Raw genomic sequence first — 20,078 nt, forward strand, 5'->3', positions numbered from 1 at the left:
TCCATAACTTGCGACTATCCGCAAACTTACTTTCACGATTCGAAATTTATTTCCAAAAGAGTTCGCTTCCTCGTCAGGTTCTTATCACGAGGCTTCCTTGTTGGTACCGCGAACCATTCATACTTACTCGTCCTGTTCGGTGTTTTGTGCTGCAAAGGTTTTGAAAAATGAATCTTCCGCTTCAGTTCTAAACTTCCAAGATTTTTGGAAAACAATTTTTCCGAATTGGTTTTTCACTTTGGTTTTTACCGTATATTCGGTATTAGGTTGAAAAGGTTCGTTTGCAACAAAGGCTACAAGTTTCATACTTTTTAGGAATGGTTTTGTATCTGGGGGAGGGTTTGCTAAACTTAATGTAGATATCGGAACCGATTTGCCTTTTGAATCTAGGAGAATGGCTTCTTGCCAAAACAATTCCGTTTCTGGATTTTGATCAAAAAACAGCTGTACGGTGATTGCTGTTGAATACGTGAGATACGTTAACTGAGGAAATGGATTCGGTAATTCAGGAGGCATCCGAAGGCGAATTTGTTCCTCGTTAGAGACTGGATAATGAACAAAGGCAGGTTTTTTACCTGAAAGGCAATATTCTGCAAAGAAAACTAAAATATATTTTCCGTTTTCATAAGAAACCCTTTTCATACCAATTCGTTGGATGGCGGGGTGCAGAACCATTGACCTATGAAAAGGAGTGTCTAGTAATCCTCGAAACAAAAATTCAGGAGATTCTCTGTGCTCTTTTTTCATCAATGGTAATACCGTGTTTCCGACATAACAACCAGCCTCAGGTTTGAATCCTACTGCAAGCGCTTGGTCTTGAGGACTTTTGCCAATAAAACCTGGAAGTCCTTCTCTTTCGTTATGAACCCATTCAATGGATTCCATTTGGCTATCGATTTTTACATCTGAATTTTGGTTTAATGATAAATAGTTCCCATGTTTCTCTGCTGCGATGTTCAAATGAGAATCCAATGCCGGTGAGGGAAATTGATTTGCCTGTAAGATAGATTCGAGAAGTTTTAAGCCACGTTTTTGGTATTCTGCTTCGGAAATCGAAAATGTTTGAGAAGAAAGTGGAATGGAAAAATGAAATAAAATCAATGTAAAAATGAACGTTAAAATTAGTTTCATGGTTTTTACTCGCGAAAAGTTTATATGAAACGAAAAATAAAGTCAATAATTTGTTTCAAAATTTATGTTTCTTAAATTTCTTTTTTTGATTTTATATCTTATTCATTCACAAAAACGAATCCTTTCATCAAATGTCCGTTCTGAATCATTGGGCGGGCCTTTTTTTTGAAAGAATCGATTCAAAGTTTTCAGGATCTAATCTACACAAGATTTCATCGTTATATACGCAGGCACCCATTTGGGATTTCACCATAAAACAAAATCCTTCAAACATTTTTCTCTTCCACATTCAATTGTCCTTCCATTGACATTCGAACGCGTTCCAATCATTTCTCATGAATCGCCAAATGCATATTTGAAAGATGATACATTGAGTTATCAGTAAATTGCTTTTGGAATTGAGAATTAATTTCCTGCGTGTAAACCAAGATCTTTTTTCATTACGATTGTTATCTTAGTGGGAATAAACTTGCGGAAGAAGGATCAATACGGCTTGTTGGAAGTCGTATTGTCATATCAGAATGTATGGGTTAGAGCCATGGTGCTTGGTGGTGAAGGCTTTAGGATGCTCACTTTTTCAATGGTTCGACCTTTAAAATTGTATAAAACATAAGGTCACTGTCTTTCTCTAATTTTAAAATCTCTGCTTCAAATTTAGCATTCTTTTTTAGTTTTAAAAGTTGATTGCCTATTGCATACTTTGTTCTAAATTCTTTATACTCTGGATCAGTTTCAAATTCAGTTTCGTTTCGTTCGCTAGGTTCAAATTCGGTTACAGTCATTATAGGCATTAGTTCTATTGTTTTTTGATTTTTTTTACCTTTGTTTTGATGACAGATAATTTTCATAAAGAACGCTACTTCATCTTTAGAGCCATCCAGTTCGAGATAACAAAAGTCTTTTATTTGAATGATTTTCGATTTCGGAAGGCATTTTTCCGAATGGAATTCCTTCCAAAAATCTACGTCTTGGATACTGCTTTTTTTTAACTTTACTTTCAGGTTTTGGCAATATTCTAAATGAGTTTCTGTAAAGTTAAAGTGGGGAATCTCTTTAATATTTTTGATTTCAGTGTTAGGTGCTCCGAGTAAGTTTAGGTAAAATGAAAATAGTAAGATAAAAATTGTTCTAATCATAGTGAAACGTATTTCTAACTTTTGTGTTTTGTCAATGGCAAAGGACGACTCAAACGAAATATTCTATGAATGGCTCACTCTTATGATCGAAACATTTTATTTGCAAAAATGGAACATTATAAAGACAAATCACAATATTGGATCTTAGCCAGAGTCATGAGAATGGGAAAACATGAAGTTTTTAATAGATATTGTAGAAGAGTCACATTCGATTGAGTAAAATTATGAGACATAATTCTCATGCAATTCCTCTAAATCCCCGCCCGAGTTAGTCCATGCGGGGATTGGTTCGTGGGCTTTGCGACTTTTCCCACTAACAGAAAACAATCGTTTGGTAAATTCGATTCCTGAATTCTCAGATTTTATTTCCAGAAGGTTCATTGTTTCGATTGCATCAAAGATTTCTAAAACTTCCTACCTTCCTAATAAGGTTATGATTTTTGAAATTTCTAGGATCGTGGAGCCTATCGAAGTATGAACTCGTCTATCACTATTAAGATAGCAAATGTTATCATTTGATCAAAGGAACAATCCATAAGTATATTTATGAAAATATCCGGAATCATGAATCTGGATAGAACAGAATCTATAAACTGATTTTTGTACGCGACAAATAGAACGATTTTGATAGACTCTGGATTTTCGGAGGCCGAAAATGATTCCTATTTTAAAACCAATTCTACCAATTTCACTTCTTTTATTTTTTACCTTAGTCTGTGGACCCAAAAGGGTAGAACGGTATTATCCTAATGCAGATATGAAGTTAGAGTATGCAATGAAAGACAATGACGTCGATCTCGCAAAGGAAGCTATCAAAGAAGGAGCCAATTTAAATCCTGTGACCAAAGAATTGATGGGGTATACACCTCTTAATTATGCGGCCGCATTGGGAGAAGTGGATATCGTAAAACTTTTGTTAGAGAGTGGCGCTAATCCCAATTTGGGAGACGTTTACGGCAAAACACCAATCATGAGTGCCGCAAGCCTTGGAAATTCCGATGTTCCTTTAGGGACTTATTTTGAAATCATTACTTTACTGATTGAAAAAGGAGCCGATCCCAATGCATCAATGACCCATCATGTTGGATCCAATGGAAAATTGGTCAAGGGGAATGGAAAAAATGCACTCATTATGTTGTTACCAGGCTCCCCTACCTATCGTGCAAAAGAGAGAATGAACATTCTTAAACTTTTGGTCGAGAAGGGTGCTAAACTAGATGTGATCGATATTTGGGGGGAAACTCCGGTAGGTGAAGCGATATTCAGTCAAAATTTTGAAGCGGCAAAATTTTTACTCGAAAAAGGTGCTAATCCAAACCTTGCAAGAGAATTAGAACGTTCAGCAAATACTTCTCTCATTAGAGTTGCACGCTATCGAGAAAAAGAAGAGATCCTTCCCTTTTTAAAACTCTTACTCCAATACAAAGCTGATATCAATGGACGGGATAAATATGGGGAGACTGCCCTCATCTCTCTTGCATGGAACAATCGAATTGAGGAAGCAAAATTCCTTTTGGAAAATGGTGCTGACATTCATGCAAAAACCATTTATGGTGATACTGCTTTGCATAGGGCTGCACAACAAGGATTCGCCGACATGGTAAAGTTACTTTTGGATCATAAAGCGAATCCTAAAATAAAAGACAAAGATGGACGCACGCCACTTGCGGTTGCAAAATCCTTTGAGCATACAAAAGTCATCGATCTCCTCAAAGCGTATTAATACAATCTTAGCTTTGTTGCCTTTGAATCAATCTTTGTTTGTCTTTAGAATTTCATTGGAAGAAACAAATTGAATTGAGATCCAATGAGCGTAACACTCGGTCCTTTCCATTTCAAAAAAAAGCAAAAAGGATCGAGTGCAGCACTCAAAGCTTTTGGTTCCATATCAGCCTCAATCCACCGCTTCAATCCTTGTTCGTTTTGATTTTATTTTGAAAGCACCAAGGAAATCATATCGATGGCTAACAAATTCTTCTTGATCATTTGTTTCGATTGGGCTTTTTTCCAACATGCTCCCATCGTTTGCTCACAATTTCTTTTTGGTATTATTGGTTCTAAATTGTTCTTCCCTGCGTCGGCCTGATCCAGATGCCTTCGCCAGGGCTGCCGCAAATGGGCAAACCGAAACACTCCAAACTTACCTGAAAAATGGTGCCAATCCAAATGTTCCCAATCGGCATCAGGTCTACCCATTGCGTTTGGCAGCAACTTGGGGGCACACCGAAGCCGTCCAGTTACTCCTAAACTCAGGGGCAGACACAAACGCGCAGGGTTCTGGATCACAAGATCGTGGAACTGCCTTAGAAGGAGCGGCAAGCAGTGGTCATATGGATACGGTCAAACTGCTCCTCTCTCGGGGTGCCGATGCCAATTTGTCCGCACCGGTTGTGGGAGCCGCGTCAAACGGGCACATAGAAATCGTAAGACTTTTGTTACAAAATGGAGCAAATGCCAATGCAGAAAACAAAGACCATACAACAGCTCTCTTTGAAGCAACAAAATCAGGCCATATCGAGATCGTAAGATTACTCCTAGCTTCTCATGCCGATGTTCATTGGGAAGCTAAGGGGGCTCGGAATCGTAGTGCCCTTGTTATGGCCTCTGCTCAAGGAGATTTGAAATTGGTAAAACTCCTCCTCGGTGCGGGAGCAAATCGAAAACTGCATACAAGCCAAAGTCTAATCGCTGTTATTGGATACAAAGACCATCCCGAAGCAATTCAGCTTGGAATCACACGTCTCCTTCTGAAAGCAGGTGCAGACCCAAATGCAACCGATCCTTTTGGGCTCACTGTATTGGGGATGGCAACCTTATACAAGCGAAGTTCTCTTCTGAAAGAGTTACTCACTTATGGGGCCGATGTAAACGCAAAAGATAAGGATGGTCGCTCTGCACTGAGCATTGCTCGGGAACATCAATTCAAAGACATCATTCGGATGTTGGAAAAAGCGGGAGCAAAAGATTAATCCGCTACAGAGTGTCCATCTTTCTTGCTGTATCGTAAAGAGGTGCGTTCATTTCGGGATCGATGATGTAAATGATCCTTTGGGTACTGGAAGTTTGGCCCGCAAGGTCTATGACGGCTCTCCGTTTGTCCATTCGAATTTCGTTGATGTCAAAGTCGGCTATGCGATACTTGATTCCCTTTTTGAATAAAGGTTTGATGGTGCATAACCTTTGTATTTTTGGTCTTGTCTGAAAACGATCTACTTCTAAAATTTTACAGATATCAAAATGAACCTGTTTTTCTGAATCAATCGATGCAGTGATGACGTAATCCCCCACATTGATAATATTTTGGTTATTGGTTAAACTTGCACCAACATAGTCTAGTAGGTGGCGAATGTTTCGATTGCTATAGGAAAAAAATGAATCGTTTACAATCATTTTTAAAGCCGTTGCCGAACTGAAGGCTTGGCGCCAAGGTTGGTTCGTGGTTAAACTGGCGTATTCACTTGCAAGGGAAAGGATTGCAATGTCTTCCTCAAAATTGACAGAGTTTACATTTGATTCTTGGATTCGAAGTTGTGCATCGATATCAGCCACAATCATTTTTTTACTTGGATCTTTGATAAACTTATCTCTTATCACCATCAACTTTCTAAAGACTGTTTGGTTATCAGGGAAGTTGTTGTTGATAGAACTTCCTCGGAAAGGTCTGTGATGGTTGAGTACAAGGGTACGAATTTCTTGAGTGATTTCTGGTGCTGCCAAAGTCATCAGATAACTGATAATCGGATGTTGTTGGATCGCAATGTACTCTTCCTTTGTCAAATTTGGTTTGTCAGGGAGTACTAATTTTGAATATCCGATGTCTGCAAGAAAACTTGCTGTCATAACGGAAAGATGGTCCTTTTTGTTTGGTTTGTTGTCTTCGCCAACTCCAATCTTTTTCGTTCGGACTTTCATACCCATGGCAACAATGGTTCGTTTGGTCATGAGTTCTGATTCTACGGGAACACCTGCATGATTTAGAATTTCCAATATATTAAATAATCCTGATTCGAAATCTGGATTACTTGTGAAATCATCTAAAACTTTACCAATTGATTTGTGTACACGCAGTGCGTGGTCTGAATTAAAAGCTTCTTTTTTTAATTCAAGGATCAAGGCTTCCGTTTGTTTTGCAAATTCTGTCGTTTTGTCGGGATCAAATAGTTTTGTATTACGGGGGTCATTGGCTTCTCCTGAGGGGGCACGCAAATTTTTTGATTCCGATGTGAGGTAGTAAGCACCTTGTAACTCGATCTTTAATAGTTTCCCAAAATCTTCTTCCGTTGGGTTCTTTTTTTTGGACATGATGAGTTTCCCCGTGCGATCATAAAGATCGAGAGGGATGAGTTTGTTTTTGCGGTAACTACTTAGTAAATCATCATTGAATTCAAATTTAGCAAGTTGGTCAGGGGTAATGGAGGGGATTTCGCTCAAAAAATGAATGTCCAGTTATGGTATGATACTTTAGGGAAATCAGACGAAAAGAAATGAGAGGATCTAACATTGGGTTTTTCATATTTTTTTTGGTTCCATTCCTTTTTAGCGCCAGATAGGATCCTATGCTTGGTAGGGAAGATTTCATTTTTAATCCAAACGAATTGTTCTAAATGTACGGAGTGATTTTTTTTGTTCCCACTTGTTTGCATGTTTCTGAATCCATTTGCATTCGCGTACCAATGTGTTACGATACAAATGACAAGGTGGTGGACTGATCCAATCCATGAAAAAAATAATTCCGACTCTATTTGTATTCCTACTATTAGCAAATGCATCCCTCCGAAGTGAAACCATCCTTTTGAAGTCGGGAGAAAAATGGGAAGGGGTCATTTTGGCCCAAGACAAAGATTCATTGACGATCAAACTTGGTGATGGAAGTACGAAATCAGTACCCAAGTCAGCGATTCGAAAAATTTCCTTTGCAAAGAAGTCGGAACCTTCTCCACAAAAAAATGAAACACAAATTTCCGAAAAAGAAAAGAAACTCAAAGAAGAAAGAGAACTCGCTGAAAAACAAAAACTGGAAGAAACAATTCTAAAAGCCAAGGAATCCCAAGAGAAAAAAAGAGAAGAAGACCTTACTCTCGCGAGGCGCCATTACCTCGAAGGTTCCTTGGGAGTGGGTAGGGGTGATAGCCAATCTGAGCTTAGGCCTTTTTTCCAAACCATCCAAATTGCAGGCCTTCTGTTTAGTAGCAATGGCCAAGCAGAGATACAAACAACTCCTTACATAACGAAAAACCGAAGTGCCACTGCGCGTTTGTTTTATGCTTGGAACCGCTTCACGGTGGAAGTTCGAGGAACGGAAGCGAAAGGAAATTTAGAAATCGCTGGCATCCAAACACTTGCGTTTGGAAGTGGGGGAAGTTCGTCTTCCACGTCCGATCGATCTACGAATGTTCTTTTCGGAAACGGCGATACAAGGTTCCAAAAATTTTCTTCGAGGGTCGGATTCTCTCCTTACCCACATCCTGTCTTTGACCTACAAATTTTAGGAGGATTGGAAAGAATTTGGACAAAGAGTAACCAAGAAGTGGATAGCATTGGCGGGATTACCGCCACAGGACAGAACCCCAATCGAATCAGTTATCGAAATACAACTAGCTCTCAGAAAGGTTATAGCATTGGAATTGGATTCGAATGGAAATTTTTGGAAAGGTTTTCCTTAAATGGACAGATTTTGCATTTAGATATGCAAGGACCCTCTTCTTTTAGAAGCAATGAATTTCGGACGGATTCCACTTCTTATCGATACAGTCAGGATGGACTAGACTACCAATGGAAATCTACAGGAACCGAGGTGAATGTAAAATTCACAACAAAAGTCTATGAGAACTTAAGTTTGTTTTTAGAAGGAAGTAATATGACTTTGAATAATAAAATACAATCAGGTTCTATCACAGAAAGCGATGGTGGGGGAAACTCAAATCCTTCCCAGATCATACTCAGTTTTTATGGTCCCAAAATTTTAATTCCGATGTTATATGATTCGAAGACAAGTTTGAGTTATGTGCAATTTGGAACCAATTATCGTTTTAATTTTTAAAACCGAACAAATGAAACGGTATTGTTTGCACTTCCAAACAAGTCTTTGATTTCGTTATTGATTCCCATAAATCGGAATTGGATCCAATTGGTTTTAGTCCAATGGAAAGGATTTCTTTTTTTAAGAATAGGAAGAATTTAATTTTTCCAATTTCCATTTCTCTACCGATTTTAAAATTTCTTCTGCGAGCATCGTTAGTGCCGGCCCCGATTTTTTCCGATAACAGAGATAAAATTTTCTTTCTGCATTCCAGTTTTCGAATTTTACTTTTTTTAGTTTTGAACTTATGGAGTATTCAGATAAAAATCCTATCCCCAGTCCTGCTTCCAATGATTTGATTACAGATTCAACACTTCTCAGTTCCATGGCTACGTTAGAACTGAATTCTTTTGAAAACGATTTGATTTTTTTCTCTACTGCTCGTCTGAGAGCAGAGCCTGGATGGAACATTACAAAAGATTGTTTTTTAAGGTCTTCGATTTTAATTTTCTTTTTTGTAAAGATAGGATGATCTTTTGCTGCGCATGGAAAGATTCTGTCAGATAAAAATTCTAAAACATTCAAACTAGGTTCTGAAATCGGCCCAGTCAAAATTCCTAGATCTACTTCTCCTTTTAATACTGCGTTTTTCGTTTCAGTGGCATCTCCTTCTCTGACAGAAAGAGAAAGACCTTTTTTTGATTTTAGGATTTCTTTTAAGATTTGGGGTAAGACCCAAGCAGAGACAGTTCCACCAGCGGAGATGGAAAAATTTCCTTTGAGTTCATTTTCTTTGGAAAGTACATTTTGCATTTCTTCCCATAATTCTTTCATTCGGATGGAGTATTGATAGAATTTTTCACCTTCTTGTGTTAAGCGAACAGACCTTCCACCCCTTTCTAAAACACTGACTCCCAATTCCTTTTCCAAAAGAAAAATCTGTCTAGATAATGCTGGTTGGGTTAATCCCAAACGAGACGCTGCTCTTTGGAATGTGCCTGCTTCTGAGATTTCAAGAAAATATATGATCTGTCTGAATTCCATAAGACATATAACATTTAGTTATAGTTAATATAAAACCAATTTATTTGCGTTATATCAAATAATTTGATACTCTTGATTCAAAGAGGAAAATATGGGACAAACTTTATATGACAAAATTTGGGAAAGCCATCAGATTTTAAAGGATTCAGACTCTGAGTCTATTTTATACGTGGACCGCCATATCCTACATGAAGTGACATCCGCCCAAGCCTTTGAAGGATTAAGAACTAAGAATAGGGACGTAAGGAGAAAGGATCTCAGTTTAGGAGTCGTGGATCATAATGTTTCCACAAAAGATCGTAAAAACAGAGATGCCGCAGGTCCTGTTTCCCGTTTGCAGATCGATACTATGGAGAAAAACTGTAAAGATTTTGGAATCCGTTTACTCGGTCCAGAAGATCCCGACCAAGGGATTGTACATGTAATCGGTCCTGAGTTAGGATTCACAATTCCTGGGTCCGTGATTGTATGCGGAGATTCACATACAGCGACTCATGGAGCTTTTGGTGCATTGGCTTTCGGAATCGGGACAAGTGAAGTGGAGCATGTACTTGCAACCCAAACTCTTAAACAGGCAAAAACAAAATCTATGTCTGTTCGCTTTGTTGGCAAACCTGGATTTGGGATTACTGCAAAAGATGTCATACTTGCACTCATTGGAAAGATGGGAACTTCCGGCGGAAGGGGGTATACCATTGAATATACTGGTGAATGGATCCGTTCCCTTTCGATGGAAGGGCGAATGACAGTTTGTAATATGAGCATTGAAGCAGGAGCCAGAGCAAGTCTGATCGCTCCTGACCAAATCACATTTGATTATTTGAAAGATCGAAAACTTGTCCCTAAAGGAGAGAATTTTTTGAAAGCAATCGAATCTTGGAAAACATTATTCACAGATGAAGGAGCAAGTTTTGATGCAACCATAGAATTTGATATATCGACGATAGAACCTCAGGTCACTTGGGGTACGAATCCCTCACAGTCTTTGTCCATTGGAGGAGTGATCCCAAATCCAGAGGGATTCCAAGACCAACGGGAAAGAGACACGGCAAGGAATGCCTTGGAGTATATGGATTTAAAACCAGGGACACCAATTGCTGAGATTAACATCGATAAGGTGTTCATTGGTTCTTGTACAAATGCGAGGATAGAAGATTTGCGATTGGCTGCAATGGTCGCCAAAGGAAAAAAAATCCATCCAAGGGTACAAGCTTTGGTTGTCCCTGGTTCTTACGCAGTCAAACGGCAAGCGGAAAAAGAAGGTTTGGATCAGATTTTCAAAGAAGCAGGTTTTGAATGGAGAGAACCTGGTTGTTCCCTTTGTCTTGCGATGAATGACGATGTTTTAAAACCAGGGGAAAGGTGTGCATCGACTTCGAATCGCAATTTCGAAGGAAGGCAAGGTAGAGGGGGAAGGACTCATTTGGTTAGTCCTCCGATGGCAGCTGCCGCAGCAGTCCATGGAAAATTTGTAGATGTGAGGGAATTCGTATGAAGGTAAACAAGTGGACAATCCATTCTGGTGTGGCTGCAATCATCCCAAGAGAAGACATTGATACGGACCAAATCCTTCCTAAACAATTTATGAAGCTGATCGATAAAAATGGTTTTGGAAGGCATTTGTTTTTTGATTGGAGGTATTCGGATTTAGAGGGAAAGGTTTTAAGGCACGACTTTGTTTTGAATGAGGATGCTTTTAAGAATGCCAGTGTTCTCGTCACAGGAAAAAATTTTGGATGTGGTTCGAGTCGGGAACATGCACCTTGGGCTCTTTCCGATTTTGGTTTTAGAGCGATACTTGCTCCATCATTTGCCGATATCTTTTCCATTAATTCTGCAAAGAATGGGATTGCTCTTGTTCGTTTGAAAGAGGAAGAAATCCATTGGATAATGGAATGGGTTTCCAAGAATCCTGGTTCTGAAATCAAAATCAATTTAGAAACCTTAGAGGTAACTATTGCAAACAAAGCATTCTCTTTCCCTTTGGATTCTGCATCGGTGAATCGGATTCGTAATGGGTTAGATGATATTGATCACACTCTAAAAAATGAAAGAGAGATCACTGCATTCGAAGGTAAACGAAAAACAGAAAACACATTTATGGAAGTTTGTTGGTAAGGACCAAAAGTTTGGAATGGTTCCGCGTTTGAACATGACGCGGAACCAGTTCACTGATTGTGATCGGTTTAGATCAGTCCATCTATCTTTGCTTCTTTTAGTATGGAGTGGACATGGTGAACCACTATTTTTTTCAATTCAGGCGTTTCAGGAAAAATTGGCCACAGAGGTAAAAAGATCCATCCCATAAAAATTTTAACTTGGGATTCTCTAACATATGTTTTGGCCATACCTGTTTCATTGTTTCGAAAGGTAATCTCAGTAGAGATTATATCATGACCAATCCCTGGTAAAATTCCAAGACTTAGGCCTGTGATGAGAGGGCCTTTGCCTGTATCTGCTTTTCGTGTATAAAAAACCAAAGCATAAATGTCATCTTCCTTATTTCCTAACTTCACTGATTTAAAATAACCAGATTCTTCAAATGCTTGCTGAATTCGTTTTGCATCGGCCACAACGATTTGTGGGTGATTGATTAAAGAGGGTGGGTAGATGGTGATTGATTTTGCCGATGGATTTTCTTTTAGTTGTTTCAAAAAAGATTCATCCACTTCCGACAAATTTTTAGCGAAAGAGATACAGTTGAATAATGGTATTAGAATAGTTAAATAAAATAGGGTATTGAAACGCATTTGCAAATTTTCGAAAAACACCACCTAATGGCAAGTTATTTTTTGTTGACAGGGTTCCTTGTTTTATCTCTGATAACAGCATGTTTTCCATTTCAATTCATTGTATTAGAATTTTATTCATTTTATTTATCTGCTTTTCGTGTAAATCAACCACGGAACGTTTGTTTGATCCTCGAGATTCAAAAGATGAACAAGTAAAAACATTGGTAGGCTTTTTGTTATTTGATGAAACGGAAAGGACAGATATTCTAATCGCTAGTAGTTTCATTTCACTTCAGTCATTGTCTGGTGACAATATTGATATTTATGAAATCCAAGAAATGGACGAGGCGAAAAGTATCTTTAAGGGTGGGTCTACGAAGTTAGGATTTTTTTATTTTGAAGAAGAGGAAAATACATACGTATCCTATGCAAACTCATCTAAGAATTCGATATATAATCCGAATGTATTAGATGGCAACAAAGAGTATTTGATTCGTGAACTGAATTGGACAAGGGGTTGTGGTGATCGATGTAGGATTTCCATGAATTCCCGATTAAATCCATTTAAAAGTTATAATACATTAAAAATAAAAGGAAAACCAGGTGAAATTGTATTTTTAGGAATCTATACAATCAAAACGAAAGAGGTGCCTGGTTCAACTTCTCTCTTTTCAAACAAAGGTAACTTTACAATTGAATTCAATCAAATCTTAGATGATTCAGAGTTTTATCACCGAAAAATTGATCCAGATCGCGAAAAACAGATTTTTGATTTGAAATATGGTAAAAACCAAAAGTCCGCTGAAATCAAATTTTTACGATCTATCATCGAAATGCAAAAAGAAGGGTTCTGGCATTCCAAGGCAAAGGAAAAATTAAAATTGATAGAGAATTGAAATGACCTTCCGTTTCACCTTCTTTCAGAATTTTTTAGTCTAAATTAGGATTCAATTTTTGGAGGAAGGCGTTTTTGAGAACCTTGCCAATTCATTCTATCATTATTTTTGGGTTTTTGTTATTGCAGTGCAAAGCTTTCGGAAAAGACCCTGCCGGTGACCATTTAGAAAAAATCAAAACTTCCTCTCATTTTGATACATCGCGCGAACAGTTTGTCAACCGACGCCCTGATATCTTAGAAAAAATGCGAGAGGGTCAAAGTTATTTTTCCATTCTCACCAAGTTTTTTTTTGGTGGAGAGAAACACCGCAGACCAGATATAAAATTGCCTGAGGAAAAACCTGATTTTAAGGAATTTCTAAAGCCTGATGAGAGTATCAAATTCATTTGGTTTGGCCATTCCACGTTTTTGGTGAATATCGAAGGAAAACTTTTGTTATTTGATCCTGTTTTTTCTGAATCGGCTGCACCATTCAGTTTTATGGTGAAACGTTTCCAGGACGCTGTTGTGAAGTTGGATGAGCTTCCCAATATTGACTACATCATCATCTCCCATGATCACTATGACCATCTAGACTTTCCAACCATCGAATTTTTTAAATTGAAATCGACAAAGTTTATAACCCCATTGGGTGTGATTTCCCATTTACGAGAGTGGGGGATTGCAGAGGACCGACTAACAGAGCTTGATTGGTGGCAAAGTGTAGAATTTGGAAAACTGAAATTGGTTTGCACACCTGCACAACATTTTTCAGGAAGAAGTGGACTTAACGGTAACAAAACCCTTTGGTCTTCTTGGACTGTGATCGGCGAAAGAGAACGATTTTATTTTAGCGGTGACTCAGGATATGATGTGCACTTTAAAGACATAGGAGAGAAGTTTGGGCCCTTTGATTTAACCTTTATTGAAAATGGACAATACAATCCCATGTGGGAAGCCGTTCATGTTTTGCCAGAACAAACGGCAAAAGCACATATGGATTTAAAAGGAAAACGACTTGTGCCCGTCCATTGGGGTATGTTTGATTTGTCGTTGCATAGTTGGTATGAACCGGCAGAATCCTTAGAAAAAGAATCAGAACGATACCAAATCGATTTACTCACACCGAAATTTGGGCAAATTGTGAGATTAAGAGAACCCAATCTTATGGAGCGTTGGTGGAAAAAATTCATCCAAAGGGATTGATGGGAAACCCAGTGTTCGGACTGGGTTTTTTGTGATTTTCCATTCGCTGATTTCCTTTGCTTCCATTTCCGGATAATCCTGCAAGGGATGGCAGCGCACCAGGGATTTTGAAGGTAAGATCATTTAATCTGCAAAGGCTTTCGAATGTTTTTTCAATAGATCTGGGTCATAATCAGTTAAGATTTGTTTTAAGAGTTTACGGATTGTGTCCCAACTTCCGTCGATTTTCCTTCGCATCACAAAGGAGGAACCTATTGTATCCCAGTCTTTGGTTTGTTCGCCCTTTAGATCGATAGGGCTTCCTGTAAGTTCTGACTTTTCTTTTTGAAAGGTAAGATAACTTAAATCAACGGACACTTCCTCTTTTGATTTTGTTTCAATTGCTTTTTTCATAAACCATTCTTGGTATTCTTTTGCATCAGGGATGCTCTCAAGTTTTGTAAGGCCTTCCAAAAACCGGTTCATCTCTGGTTTAACTCCCTTTTTGTAGAGTTCAGAATACTTGTAACCGAAGATTGTTTGGTCAGGTTTTCTATACATCCTTTTGAATAGATCTTGTAAGACACTGGTATTCACTGAATGAAATCCATAATCGGTTGAGACTAAAAATGGGTTACCGGTGATACTTTCTACCGACTCATTAAAGTATGTAAATAATCTCCTTTGGGTTGTGAACGCAGTTTCTTCACAAAATTGTTTTGAATACTTTCGTTTATCAGAATATCCTTGTTTTGTAAAATAGAAATCCAACATTGATTTTGTTTTACAAAAATCCATTTCTTTGGGGCCACCATATGACTTGGATTCTTTTGCCTGGCGAATTAAATCATCATCAAAAATGGAAGGACTAAATTCGTATTTGGAAGAAGCTAGCCATAAAGAATTCATCAGGTGCAAAACCGCATTGGTAAAGTATCGTTTTGAGTTTGCTTCGTACGAAGTGATTGCATTTAAGAATGCTTTTTCTACTAATTCCGGTTCAGTTTTGGCTAAACCATCTTGGTGGGCCCAACCATCCATTTTCTTGCCTTCTATCGGATCAACAACCACTCGAATCTTTTCATAAATTGATTTTGGATTATTGGGATCAGGTTCGGTTTTACCTAATAATTCGACTTGGGTTCGGAAGGGAAAATAACTTAGAGTTTCACTTCGATCTTCAGTGGACACATTTAAGTCGATTGGATCGGCTACGTAAGCGATTTCTTTTTTGCAGTTTATGCTCATACTGAGTAAGAGAATTGGAATCAGTGGTCGGAACATCATTCACACTCCATTACGGAAAAGTTAAGCTATTGAAAGAAAGAATGATTTCAATCTCTATTTTTTTTACTTGGCATTTGGATTTCAAAAAATTTAAGTCATATGGATATGAAATATACCTTTCTTGTTTGTTTGATTAGCTTTTTACCCTTGTTTTCCGTTTTCGCTGAAACCTCTGCGGGAAGTTCTGGAAAATTTGGATTGGGTTTAACATTATTTGGCCCCACAGGGATCAGTGGAAAGTACGTCCTGAACCAAAAGTCTGCGGTTGAAGGGAGTTTGGGTTTAGGAACGATTGGAAATGGAAAGGCACACCTGCATGTAGTGTACCTTTATAATATTATGGATCTTAGTCCATCGCTCCATATGTATGTAGGAGGTGGTGGCGTATACCAAGAGCGGAATGCAGAAGGAAATTCAGGCCGAGGGAGGGGACTTGGAAATTTATTTCGAGATCGTAGCCATGAACCTTCGCTTGGAATCCGTGCGCCTCTTGGTTTAAGTTTCTTAACAGAAGATAGGCGGTTTGAATTGTCGGGGGAAGTGCACATGCAAGTATTTGTGACTGGCAAAAACGGAGTTGATGTTGGCCTAGCTTTGGCCGGAAGGTATTATTTTTAGAAAAGTATAATATTTTACTTTTCATTTTTTGATCCAATGATTCGCTGAACGTTCCTTCTTATGAAACGTTTAGCGCTTTTTGGTTTCATTCTGTTAAACCAGTTTTTGTGGTTCCATTGCCGGCCAGCATCACTTGACAATGTTTGTGATTCCAAATCAAAATCTTTTTTCCCTCAATTGATATTATCGACAAGTGGCGAGTCTTTGTTTTGTTCAAGACAAGTGTTTCGGGATGGCAATCCCTATGCCTTCCAAGATTTTACGTTTTACAAGAATGTACCAATCCAAGTGAGACCCATCTCGGGTTCTTTATCTAACATTCAACTTTCCCCTTCCCCGCCGGAGGGAATTTTTGTTAATTTAGAGACGGGTACCATTTCGGGAACACCAACAAATCTTTCCCCAAGGACTTACCACCGAGTACTACGAAAGGGGGCTTTCATTGGGACCGTATCCATTGAAGTCAGGGATTTCACTCCGTCTTTTGTCTATGGACAGTTTGGAAATTTGAATTGTGGTGTGAGTAACAACCAAGGTGGTTGTGTGAATGGCATTCCATTCAGTGCTTCGAATCTTTCTTCCCCACTGACTGTGACTTCTGATCGTAATGGCGGAGTTTATGTTTCCACTGGCAGTAGGGTTTTGTATTATCCGAAGGCCGAATCGGTTGCAACACGAGTGTATGGTCAACATGGCCTCTTTAATTGTAACATCACAAATGCGAATTCTGATTTATCTTGTTCCAGTTCTTCCTTGTCCGAAAAAACTCTGCACACTGCGCGAGGGATATTTCTCACTCCTTCTCAAAATGTTTTTATCGCGGATAGTACGAATCATAGAGTTTTAGTATATTCTAATGAAAGTACGGATGCAAATCGTGTGATCGGAGCAATTAATTTTTCTGTTGCTGGAGGTGGCGCTGCATCCCAGTCTACTTTTTCCAATCCGTATGAAATGGCTTATGACAATGTAGGTGGTTTTTTCCTTTCTGATGCTGGTTCCAATCGGGTTTTGTATTTTCCAATTGATTCTTTTTCCGCATCCGAAGTTTGGGGCCAACCCAATTTCATCAACAATGGATCTTCGCAAGGCACAGGTGGATTGAATATCCCTACGAGTATGATTGTGGATCGCCAAGGTGGACTTTATATTGCTGATAGTGGGAATAATCGAGTCCTCTATTACCCAAACGGTACGAAATCTGCAACAAGGGTTTACGGACAACTTGACTTTGCATCGTCGGCCCCTCCTGGTTCTGCTTCTGTAAATCGATTGAATTATCCTCTATCGGTTGCCCTTGACCAAAGTGATAATTTGTATGTAGCGGATTATAATTACAATCGGGTTATGATCTTTCCATCGACTGAAAACACAGCTGGAACCAATGCAATTGCGGTCATTGGCCAATCCGGAAGTTTCACTTGTGGGATAGAGAACAACGATGGAACTTGTAATACTGGGTCTGCATCAGCTGGGAATTTGTATAGACCCTCAGGAGTTCATATCGATCAAGAGGGACGCCTTTATGTATCGGATACGAGTAATAACCGAGTCTTACGTTATTGATCTGAATTTTAGAAATCCAAAATCACGTAACCACCCCTTGGTCGATTCGCAACTTGTGTGATTTTTCCGCCGATGAAATGGCGATTTTGTACGGAGAGGGACCGACTTACATTTCCTGTAGAGGGAAGATCCAATCCAAACACTTGGTCATTGTTAAAATCATAAAACACAAATCCTGCTTTGGCAACTCCATTCACCGTTGTAAAATTTCCACCGATGATCCCTTTCCCATTTTCTCCAAGAGAAATGGTGGATACATCACTATTTGCTGCCATTAGGTTGTAGGTATAGGTTCCAGTTTGGCCATCAAACTTTGCAAAAAAAGGATAGGCCTGTGCACCGATGGATGTGAAAGCGCCGCCGATATAATACTGATTTTGAAAATTGGAGATCGTATTTACATTGGAATTGGGAAAGTTCGTATTCGATGGAAATAATAAATTCGAAGTAGAACTTTTACTGACTTCAGTTAAATTTGAAGTGGCTGATCCAGCAATGTTGCCAAAAGAACCACCAACAAACAATCGATTGTTTTCGGTGTTCAAGGAAAACACAGCGGCATCGGGATTGGGATTCCAGGTATCGACATTACCAGTTTTCACTTCCAAACGAGTAAGATTATTTCGAGGGAAACCAGCTACGTTGGAAAATGTTCCACCCATATACAAATATTGATCATCTGATTGGATCTCATTGAGACTCGCATCAAAGGTGGGAGCCGTTCCCTCGAGGGATAAAGTCTCAAGATTTAAGGCGAAAAAATTGGTTCTCGTAACACCTAACACAGAACTGAAGGAACCCCCAACATATAAAATTTTGTCTTTGGTATGGAATCCATTGATGTTTCCCACAAGTTGTGGGTTGAAGTCGGTCGGTTTTCCTGTAATGAGATCGATGGATCCAAACCCATTCCGTTCGACTACGTTTACTGAATAAAAATTTCCAGGAACTAATACCTTCGATCCATCGGAAGAGAAGGCTATTTTTCCTGTATTGGATAAGAAACCATTGGTAAATTTTGGATTCCAAGGAGTAAGAATGGCGTTAATGGGATCAATCGAAAATCCAAATTGTCGTGGGGTTCCAAATACCGAAGTAAACGTTCCCAATACATACAATTTTCCCCCAAACTCCGTGAGGGATGCAAGACTATCACTTGCAATCAGGCCTAAATTTTCAGTTCCAACAGCCCCTGTATTATTGTCAACCACAGCAAAGTAGTTACGGAGTGTTGCTCCCAATTGTGAGAACGTTCCACATAAATACACTTTGGATCCTAGTAAAGCAATGTCCGTCACTTGTGCGTTAGGTGCTGGGTTCCAACTTGTTGTGCTTCCGTCCATAAGGAAAGATCCTGCATAGGTTTGAGACACTGTTATAAAATCCCCTCCCGCATACAAAACCTTATTATTACTAACATCTTGGCCGAGGACAATCGTTTGCACTGCAACACCTGTCACATTCGGTGCAAAACTTGATACCAATGCTCCCGTGTCATAGTTGACCTTAACCAATCGTCCGAAATTTACTTCACCATTTAATGTTGTAAATCCTCCTGCCACAAAGATTCCATCAGTGTCTGGGGCAAGGGCGTTTACAGATCCTGACGCATTGGGTACCCAAGCATTGTCCAAAACTCCCGTATACCGATTTACGGCTGCTAGGTTGGACCTAGCCTCTCCATTCCATATTGTAAAACTCCCTGCGATATAAATTTTATCACCTACCAATTGGATGTCATTGATGGTAAAACCAGAGGACCCGGTCCCTACATCAAATTTTGTGTCGAGAGTACAGTTTGCATTGATGTGAACGATGCTACGTTTTGGTTTGCCTTGGACATGGGTAAAACTCCCTGCTAAATAAAACCCTCCGTTTTCGTCCGAGATGGCAACATTGCTAAAGGTTAAGACTTCCAAATAAGGGCATACGGTTTCATCCAATAGCTTTCCATCGTTGGAACCGAGGATTGCGGCACCACCAGTGTTCGGTCCTAAATATTGGAAAGTGCCACCTAAGTAGAGTTTGTTGTCGTAAACTGCCATTGCCTTTACATCCACATTGGCTGGCAAATCGCTATAGGCCCCCCAAATCTGAAGAGGCAGTTTTGAAAATCCAGGCAAACAAGAAGGTGAAGAATCATTCAAAAGGAAACGAAGCAAACTGGCTGTAAGATAGGCATCTGATTTTGGATCACAGGTATTGGAAAGTTCTGCCGGTTTGCAGAAAAAGAAAATCGGGAAAAGGACAAAAAGGACCGTGGGTTGCCAAATTCGCTTCATAAGAATGCCTATCCAATCCTAGTGCAAATTGCCTTCCCCTGACAACTGCTATTTTCCAAGCGATGTTTAAAACAAATGGGTTTGTCAAAATAGAATCAAACATGACATAGGATCGTCGGAGTACTTCGTAGTTTTCCTATGGATTTCCTTAAGAAATTTCTTTCGTTTGACAATTTCCAATAACATAAAAAATTTTCCATG

Annotated in this window: 16 protein-coding genes; 9 read left to right on the forward strand and 7 right to left on the reverse strand. The window is 39.1% G+C overall.

Features of this window, described 5'->3' with window-relative positions; all coding sequences use genetic code 11:
- Window positions 1-123: 123 nt before the first annotated feature.
- Window positions 124-1,131 carry a hypothetical protein gene (locus EHQ62_RS05170; protein WP_135641148.1) on the reverse strand — a complete coding sequence of 336 codons (1,008 nt, stop codon included), beginning with the start codon at window positions 1,129-1,131 and terminating at the stop codon, window positions 124-126.
- Window positions 1,132-1,700: 569 nt separating this feature from the next.
- Window positions 1,701-2,267, reverse strand: coding sequence for a hypothetical protein (locus tag EHQ62_RS05180; protein ID WP_135641149.1), 567 nt, complete (start codon window positions 2,265-2,267; stop codon window positions 1,701-1,703).
- 655 nt (window positions 2,268-2,922) lie between these two features.
- On the opposite strand from EHQ62_RS05180, the gene EHQ62_RS05185 reads away from it, so the two are divergent.
- Window positions 2,923-3,990, forward strand: coding sequence for an ankyrin repeat domain-containing protein (locus EHQ62_RS05185; RefSeq protein WP_135641150.1), 1,068 nt, complete (start codon window positions 2,923-2,925; stop codon window positions 3,988-3,990).
- A 289-nt stretch (window positions 3,991-4,279) separates the two neighbouring features.
- Window positions 4,280-5,236, forward strand: coding sequence for an ankyrin repeat domain-containing protein (locus EHQ62_RS05190; protein ID WP_135641151.1), 957 nt, complete (start codon window positions 4,280-4,282; stop codon window positions 5,234-5,236).
- 4 nt (window positions 5,237-5,240) lie between these two features.
- On the opposite strand, the gene EHQ62_RS05195 is transcribed toward EHQ62_RS05190, so the two are convergent.
- A complete protein-coding gene (locus EHQ62_RS05195; protein WP_135641152.1) occupies window positions 5,241-6,698 on the reverse strand; it encodes an HD-GYP domain-containing protein in 1,458 nt (485 codons plus the stop codon).
- A gap of 286 nt (window positions 6,699-6,984) precedes the next feature.
- Here EHQ62_RS05195 and EHQ62_RS05200 point away from each other — a divergent pair, with 286 nt between their 5' ends.
- Window positions 6,985-8,307, forward strand: a complete 1,323-nt coding sequence (locus EHQ62_RS05200; protein WP_135641153.1) for an LA_0442/LA_0875 N-terminal domain-containing protein — start codon at window positions 6,985-6,987, stop codon at window positions 8,305-8,307.
- Window positions 8,308-8,427: 120 nt separating this feature from the next.
- On the opposite strand, the gene EHQ62_RS05205 is transcribed toward EHQ62_RS05200, so the two are convergent.
- Complete coding sequence (locus EHQ62_RS05205; protein ID WP_135641154.1) at window positions 8,428-9,330, reverse strand: LysR family transcriptional regulator; 903 nt, start codon at window positions 9,328-9,330, stop codon at window positions 8,428-8,430.
- A 91-nt stretch (window positions 9,331-9,421) separates the two neighbouring features.
- Here EHQ62_RS05205 and leuC point away from each other — a divergent pair, with 91 nt between their 5' ends.
- Window positions 9,422-10,825 carry a 3-isopropylmalate dehydratase large subunit gene (leuC, locus tag EHQ62_RS05210; RefSeq protein ID WP_135641155.1) on the forward strand — a complete coding sequence of 468 codons (1,404 nt, stop codon included), beginning with the start codon at window positions 9,422-9,424 and terminating at the stop codon, window positions 10,823-10,825.
- On the forward strand, window positions 10,822-11,448 hold the full coding sequence (leuD, locus tag EHQ62_RS05215; RefSeq protein WP_135641156.1) for a 3-isopropylmalate dehydratase small subunit: 627 nt from the start codon (window positions 10,822-10,824) through the stop codon (window positions 11,446-11,448). The genes leuC and leuD overlap by 4 nt, the downstream gene beginning before the upstream one ends.
- Window positions 11,449-11,516: 68 nt before the next feature.
- Here the strand turns inward: leuD and EHQ62_RS05220 are convergent, their stop codons facing one another.
- Window positions 11,517-11,984, reverse strand: a complete 468-nt coding sequence (locus tag EHQ62_RS05220; RefSeq protein ID WP_135641157.1) for a hypothetical protein — start codon at window positions 11,982-11,984, stop codon at window positions 11,517-11,519.
- Window positions 11,985-12,241: 257 nt separating this feature from the next.
- On the opposite strand from EHQ62_RS05220, the gene EHQ62_RS05225 reads away from it, so the two are divergent.
- Together EHQ62_RS05225 and EHQ62_RS05230 are read left to right on the forward strand one after the other, a co-directional pair.
- A complete protein-coding gene (locus EHQ62_RS05225) occupies window positions 12,242-12,958 on the forward strand; it encodes a hypothetical protein (protein ID WP_135641158.1) in 717 nt (238 codons plus the stop codon).
- A 74-nt stretch (window positions 12,959-13,032) separates the two neighbouring features.
- A complete protein-coding gene (locus EHQ62_RS05230; protein ID WP_135641159.1) occupies window positions 13,033-14,145 on the forward strand; it encodes an MBL fold metallo-hydrolase in 1,113 nt (370 codons plus the stop codon).
- Window positions 14,146-14,268: 123 nt separating this feature from the next.
- Here EHQ62_RS05230 and EHQ62_RS05235 read toward each other — a convergent pair whose 3' ends face one another.
- Window positions 14,269-15,411, reverse strand: coding sequence for a hypothetical protein (locus EHQ62_RS05235; RefSeq protein ID WP_135641160.1), 1,143 nt, complete (start codon window positions 15,409-15,411; stop codon window positions 14,269-14,271).
- A gap of 105 nt (window positions 15,412-15,516) precedes the next feature.
- Here EHQ62_RS05235 and EHQ62_RS05240 point away from each other — a divergent pair, with 105 nt between their 5' ends.
- Together EHQ62_RS05240 and EHQ62_RS05245 are read left to right on the forward strand one after the other, a co-directional pair.
- Window positions 15,517-16,029, forward strand: a complete 513-nt coding sequence (locus tag EHQ62_RS05240) for a hypothetical protein (RefSeq protein WP_135641161.1) — start codon at window positions 15,517-15,519, stop codon at window positions 16,027-16,029.
- 60 nt (window positions 16,030-16,089) lie between these two features.
- Window positions 16,090-17,595 (forward strand): NHL repeat-containing protein, encoded by a 1,506-nt coding sequence (locus EHQ62_RS05245; protein ID WP_135641162.1) that lies wholly within the window; start codon window positions 16,090-16,092, stop codon window positions 17,593-17,595.
- 8 nt (window positions 17,596-17,603) lie between these two features.
- On the opposite strand, the gene EHQ62_RS05250 is transcribed toward EHQ62_RS05245, so the two are convergent.
- Window positions 17,604-19,877, reverse strand: coding sequence for a hypothetical protein (locus tag EHQ62_RS05250; RefSeq protein WP_135641163.1), 2,274 nt, complete (start codon window positions 19,875-19,877; stop codon window positions 17,604-17,606).
- Window positions 19,878-20,078: the final 201 nt, after the last annotated feature.

Origin of the sequence: Leptospira jelokensis, assembly GCF_004769635.1 — a bacterium.
Lineage (GTDB): Bacteria > Spirochaetota > Leptospiria > Leptospirales > Leptospiraceae > Leptospira_A > Leptospira_A jelokensis.

Excerpts from the sequence above, each read along its gene's own strand:
- leuC (WP_135641155.1), top strand. The coding sequence starts at position 9,422 with ATGGGACAAACTTTATATGACAAAATTTGGGAAAGCCATCAGATTTTA.
- EHQ62_RS05180 (WP_135641149.1), bottom strand. The coding sequence starts at position 2,267 with ATGATTAGAACAATTTTTATCTTACTATTTTCATTTTACCTAAACTTA.
- EHQ62_RS05240 (WP_135641161.1), top strand. The coding sequence starts at position 15,517 with ATGAAATATACCTTTCTTGTTTGTTTGATTAGCTTTTTACCCTTGTTT.
- EHQ62_RS05245 (WP_135641162.1), top strand. The coding sequence starts at position 16,090 with ATGAAACGTTTAGCGCTTTTTGGTTTCATTCTGTTAAACCAGTTTTTG.
- EHQ62_RS05200 (WP_135641153.1), top strand. The coding sequence starts at position 6,985 with ATGAAAAAAATAATTCCGACTCTATTTGTATTCCTACTATTAGCAAAT.
- leuD (WP_135641156.1), top strand. The coding sequence starts at position 10,822 with ATGAAGGTAAACAAGTGGACAATCCATTCTGGTGTGGCTGCAATCATC.
- EHQ62_RS05170 (WP_135641148.1), bottom strand. The coding sequence starts at position 1,131 with ATGAAACTAATTTTAACGTTCATTTTTACATTGATTTTATTTCATTTT.
- EHQ62_RS05205 (WP_135641154.1), bottom strand. The coding sequence starts at position 9,330 with ATGGAATTCAGACAGATCATATATTTTCTTGAAATCTCAGAAGCAGGC.
- EHQ62_RS05250 (WP_135641163.1), bottom strand. The coding sequence starts at position 19,877 with ATGAAGCGAATTTGGCAACCCACGGTCCTTTTTGTCCTTTTCCCGATT.
- EHQ62_RS05190 (WP_135641151.1), top strand. The coding sequence starts at position 4,280 with ATGCTCCCATCGTTTGCTCACAATTTCTTTTTGGTATTATTGGTTCTA.
- EHQ62_RS05185 (WP_135641150.1), top strand. The coding sequence starts at position 2,923 with ATGATTCCTATTTTAAAACCAATTCTACCAATTTCACTTCTTTTATTT.
- EHQ62_RS05235 (WP_135641160.1), bottom strand. The coding sequence starts at position 15,411 with ATGATGTTCCGACCACTGATTCCAATTCTCTTACTCAGTATGAGCATA.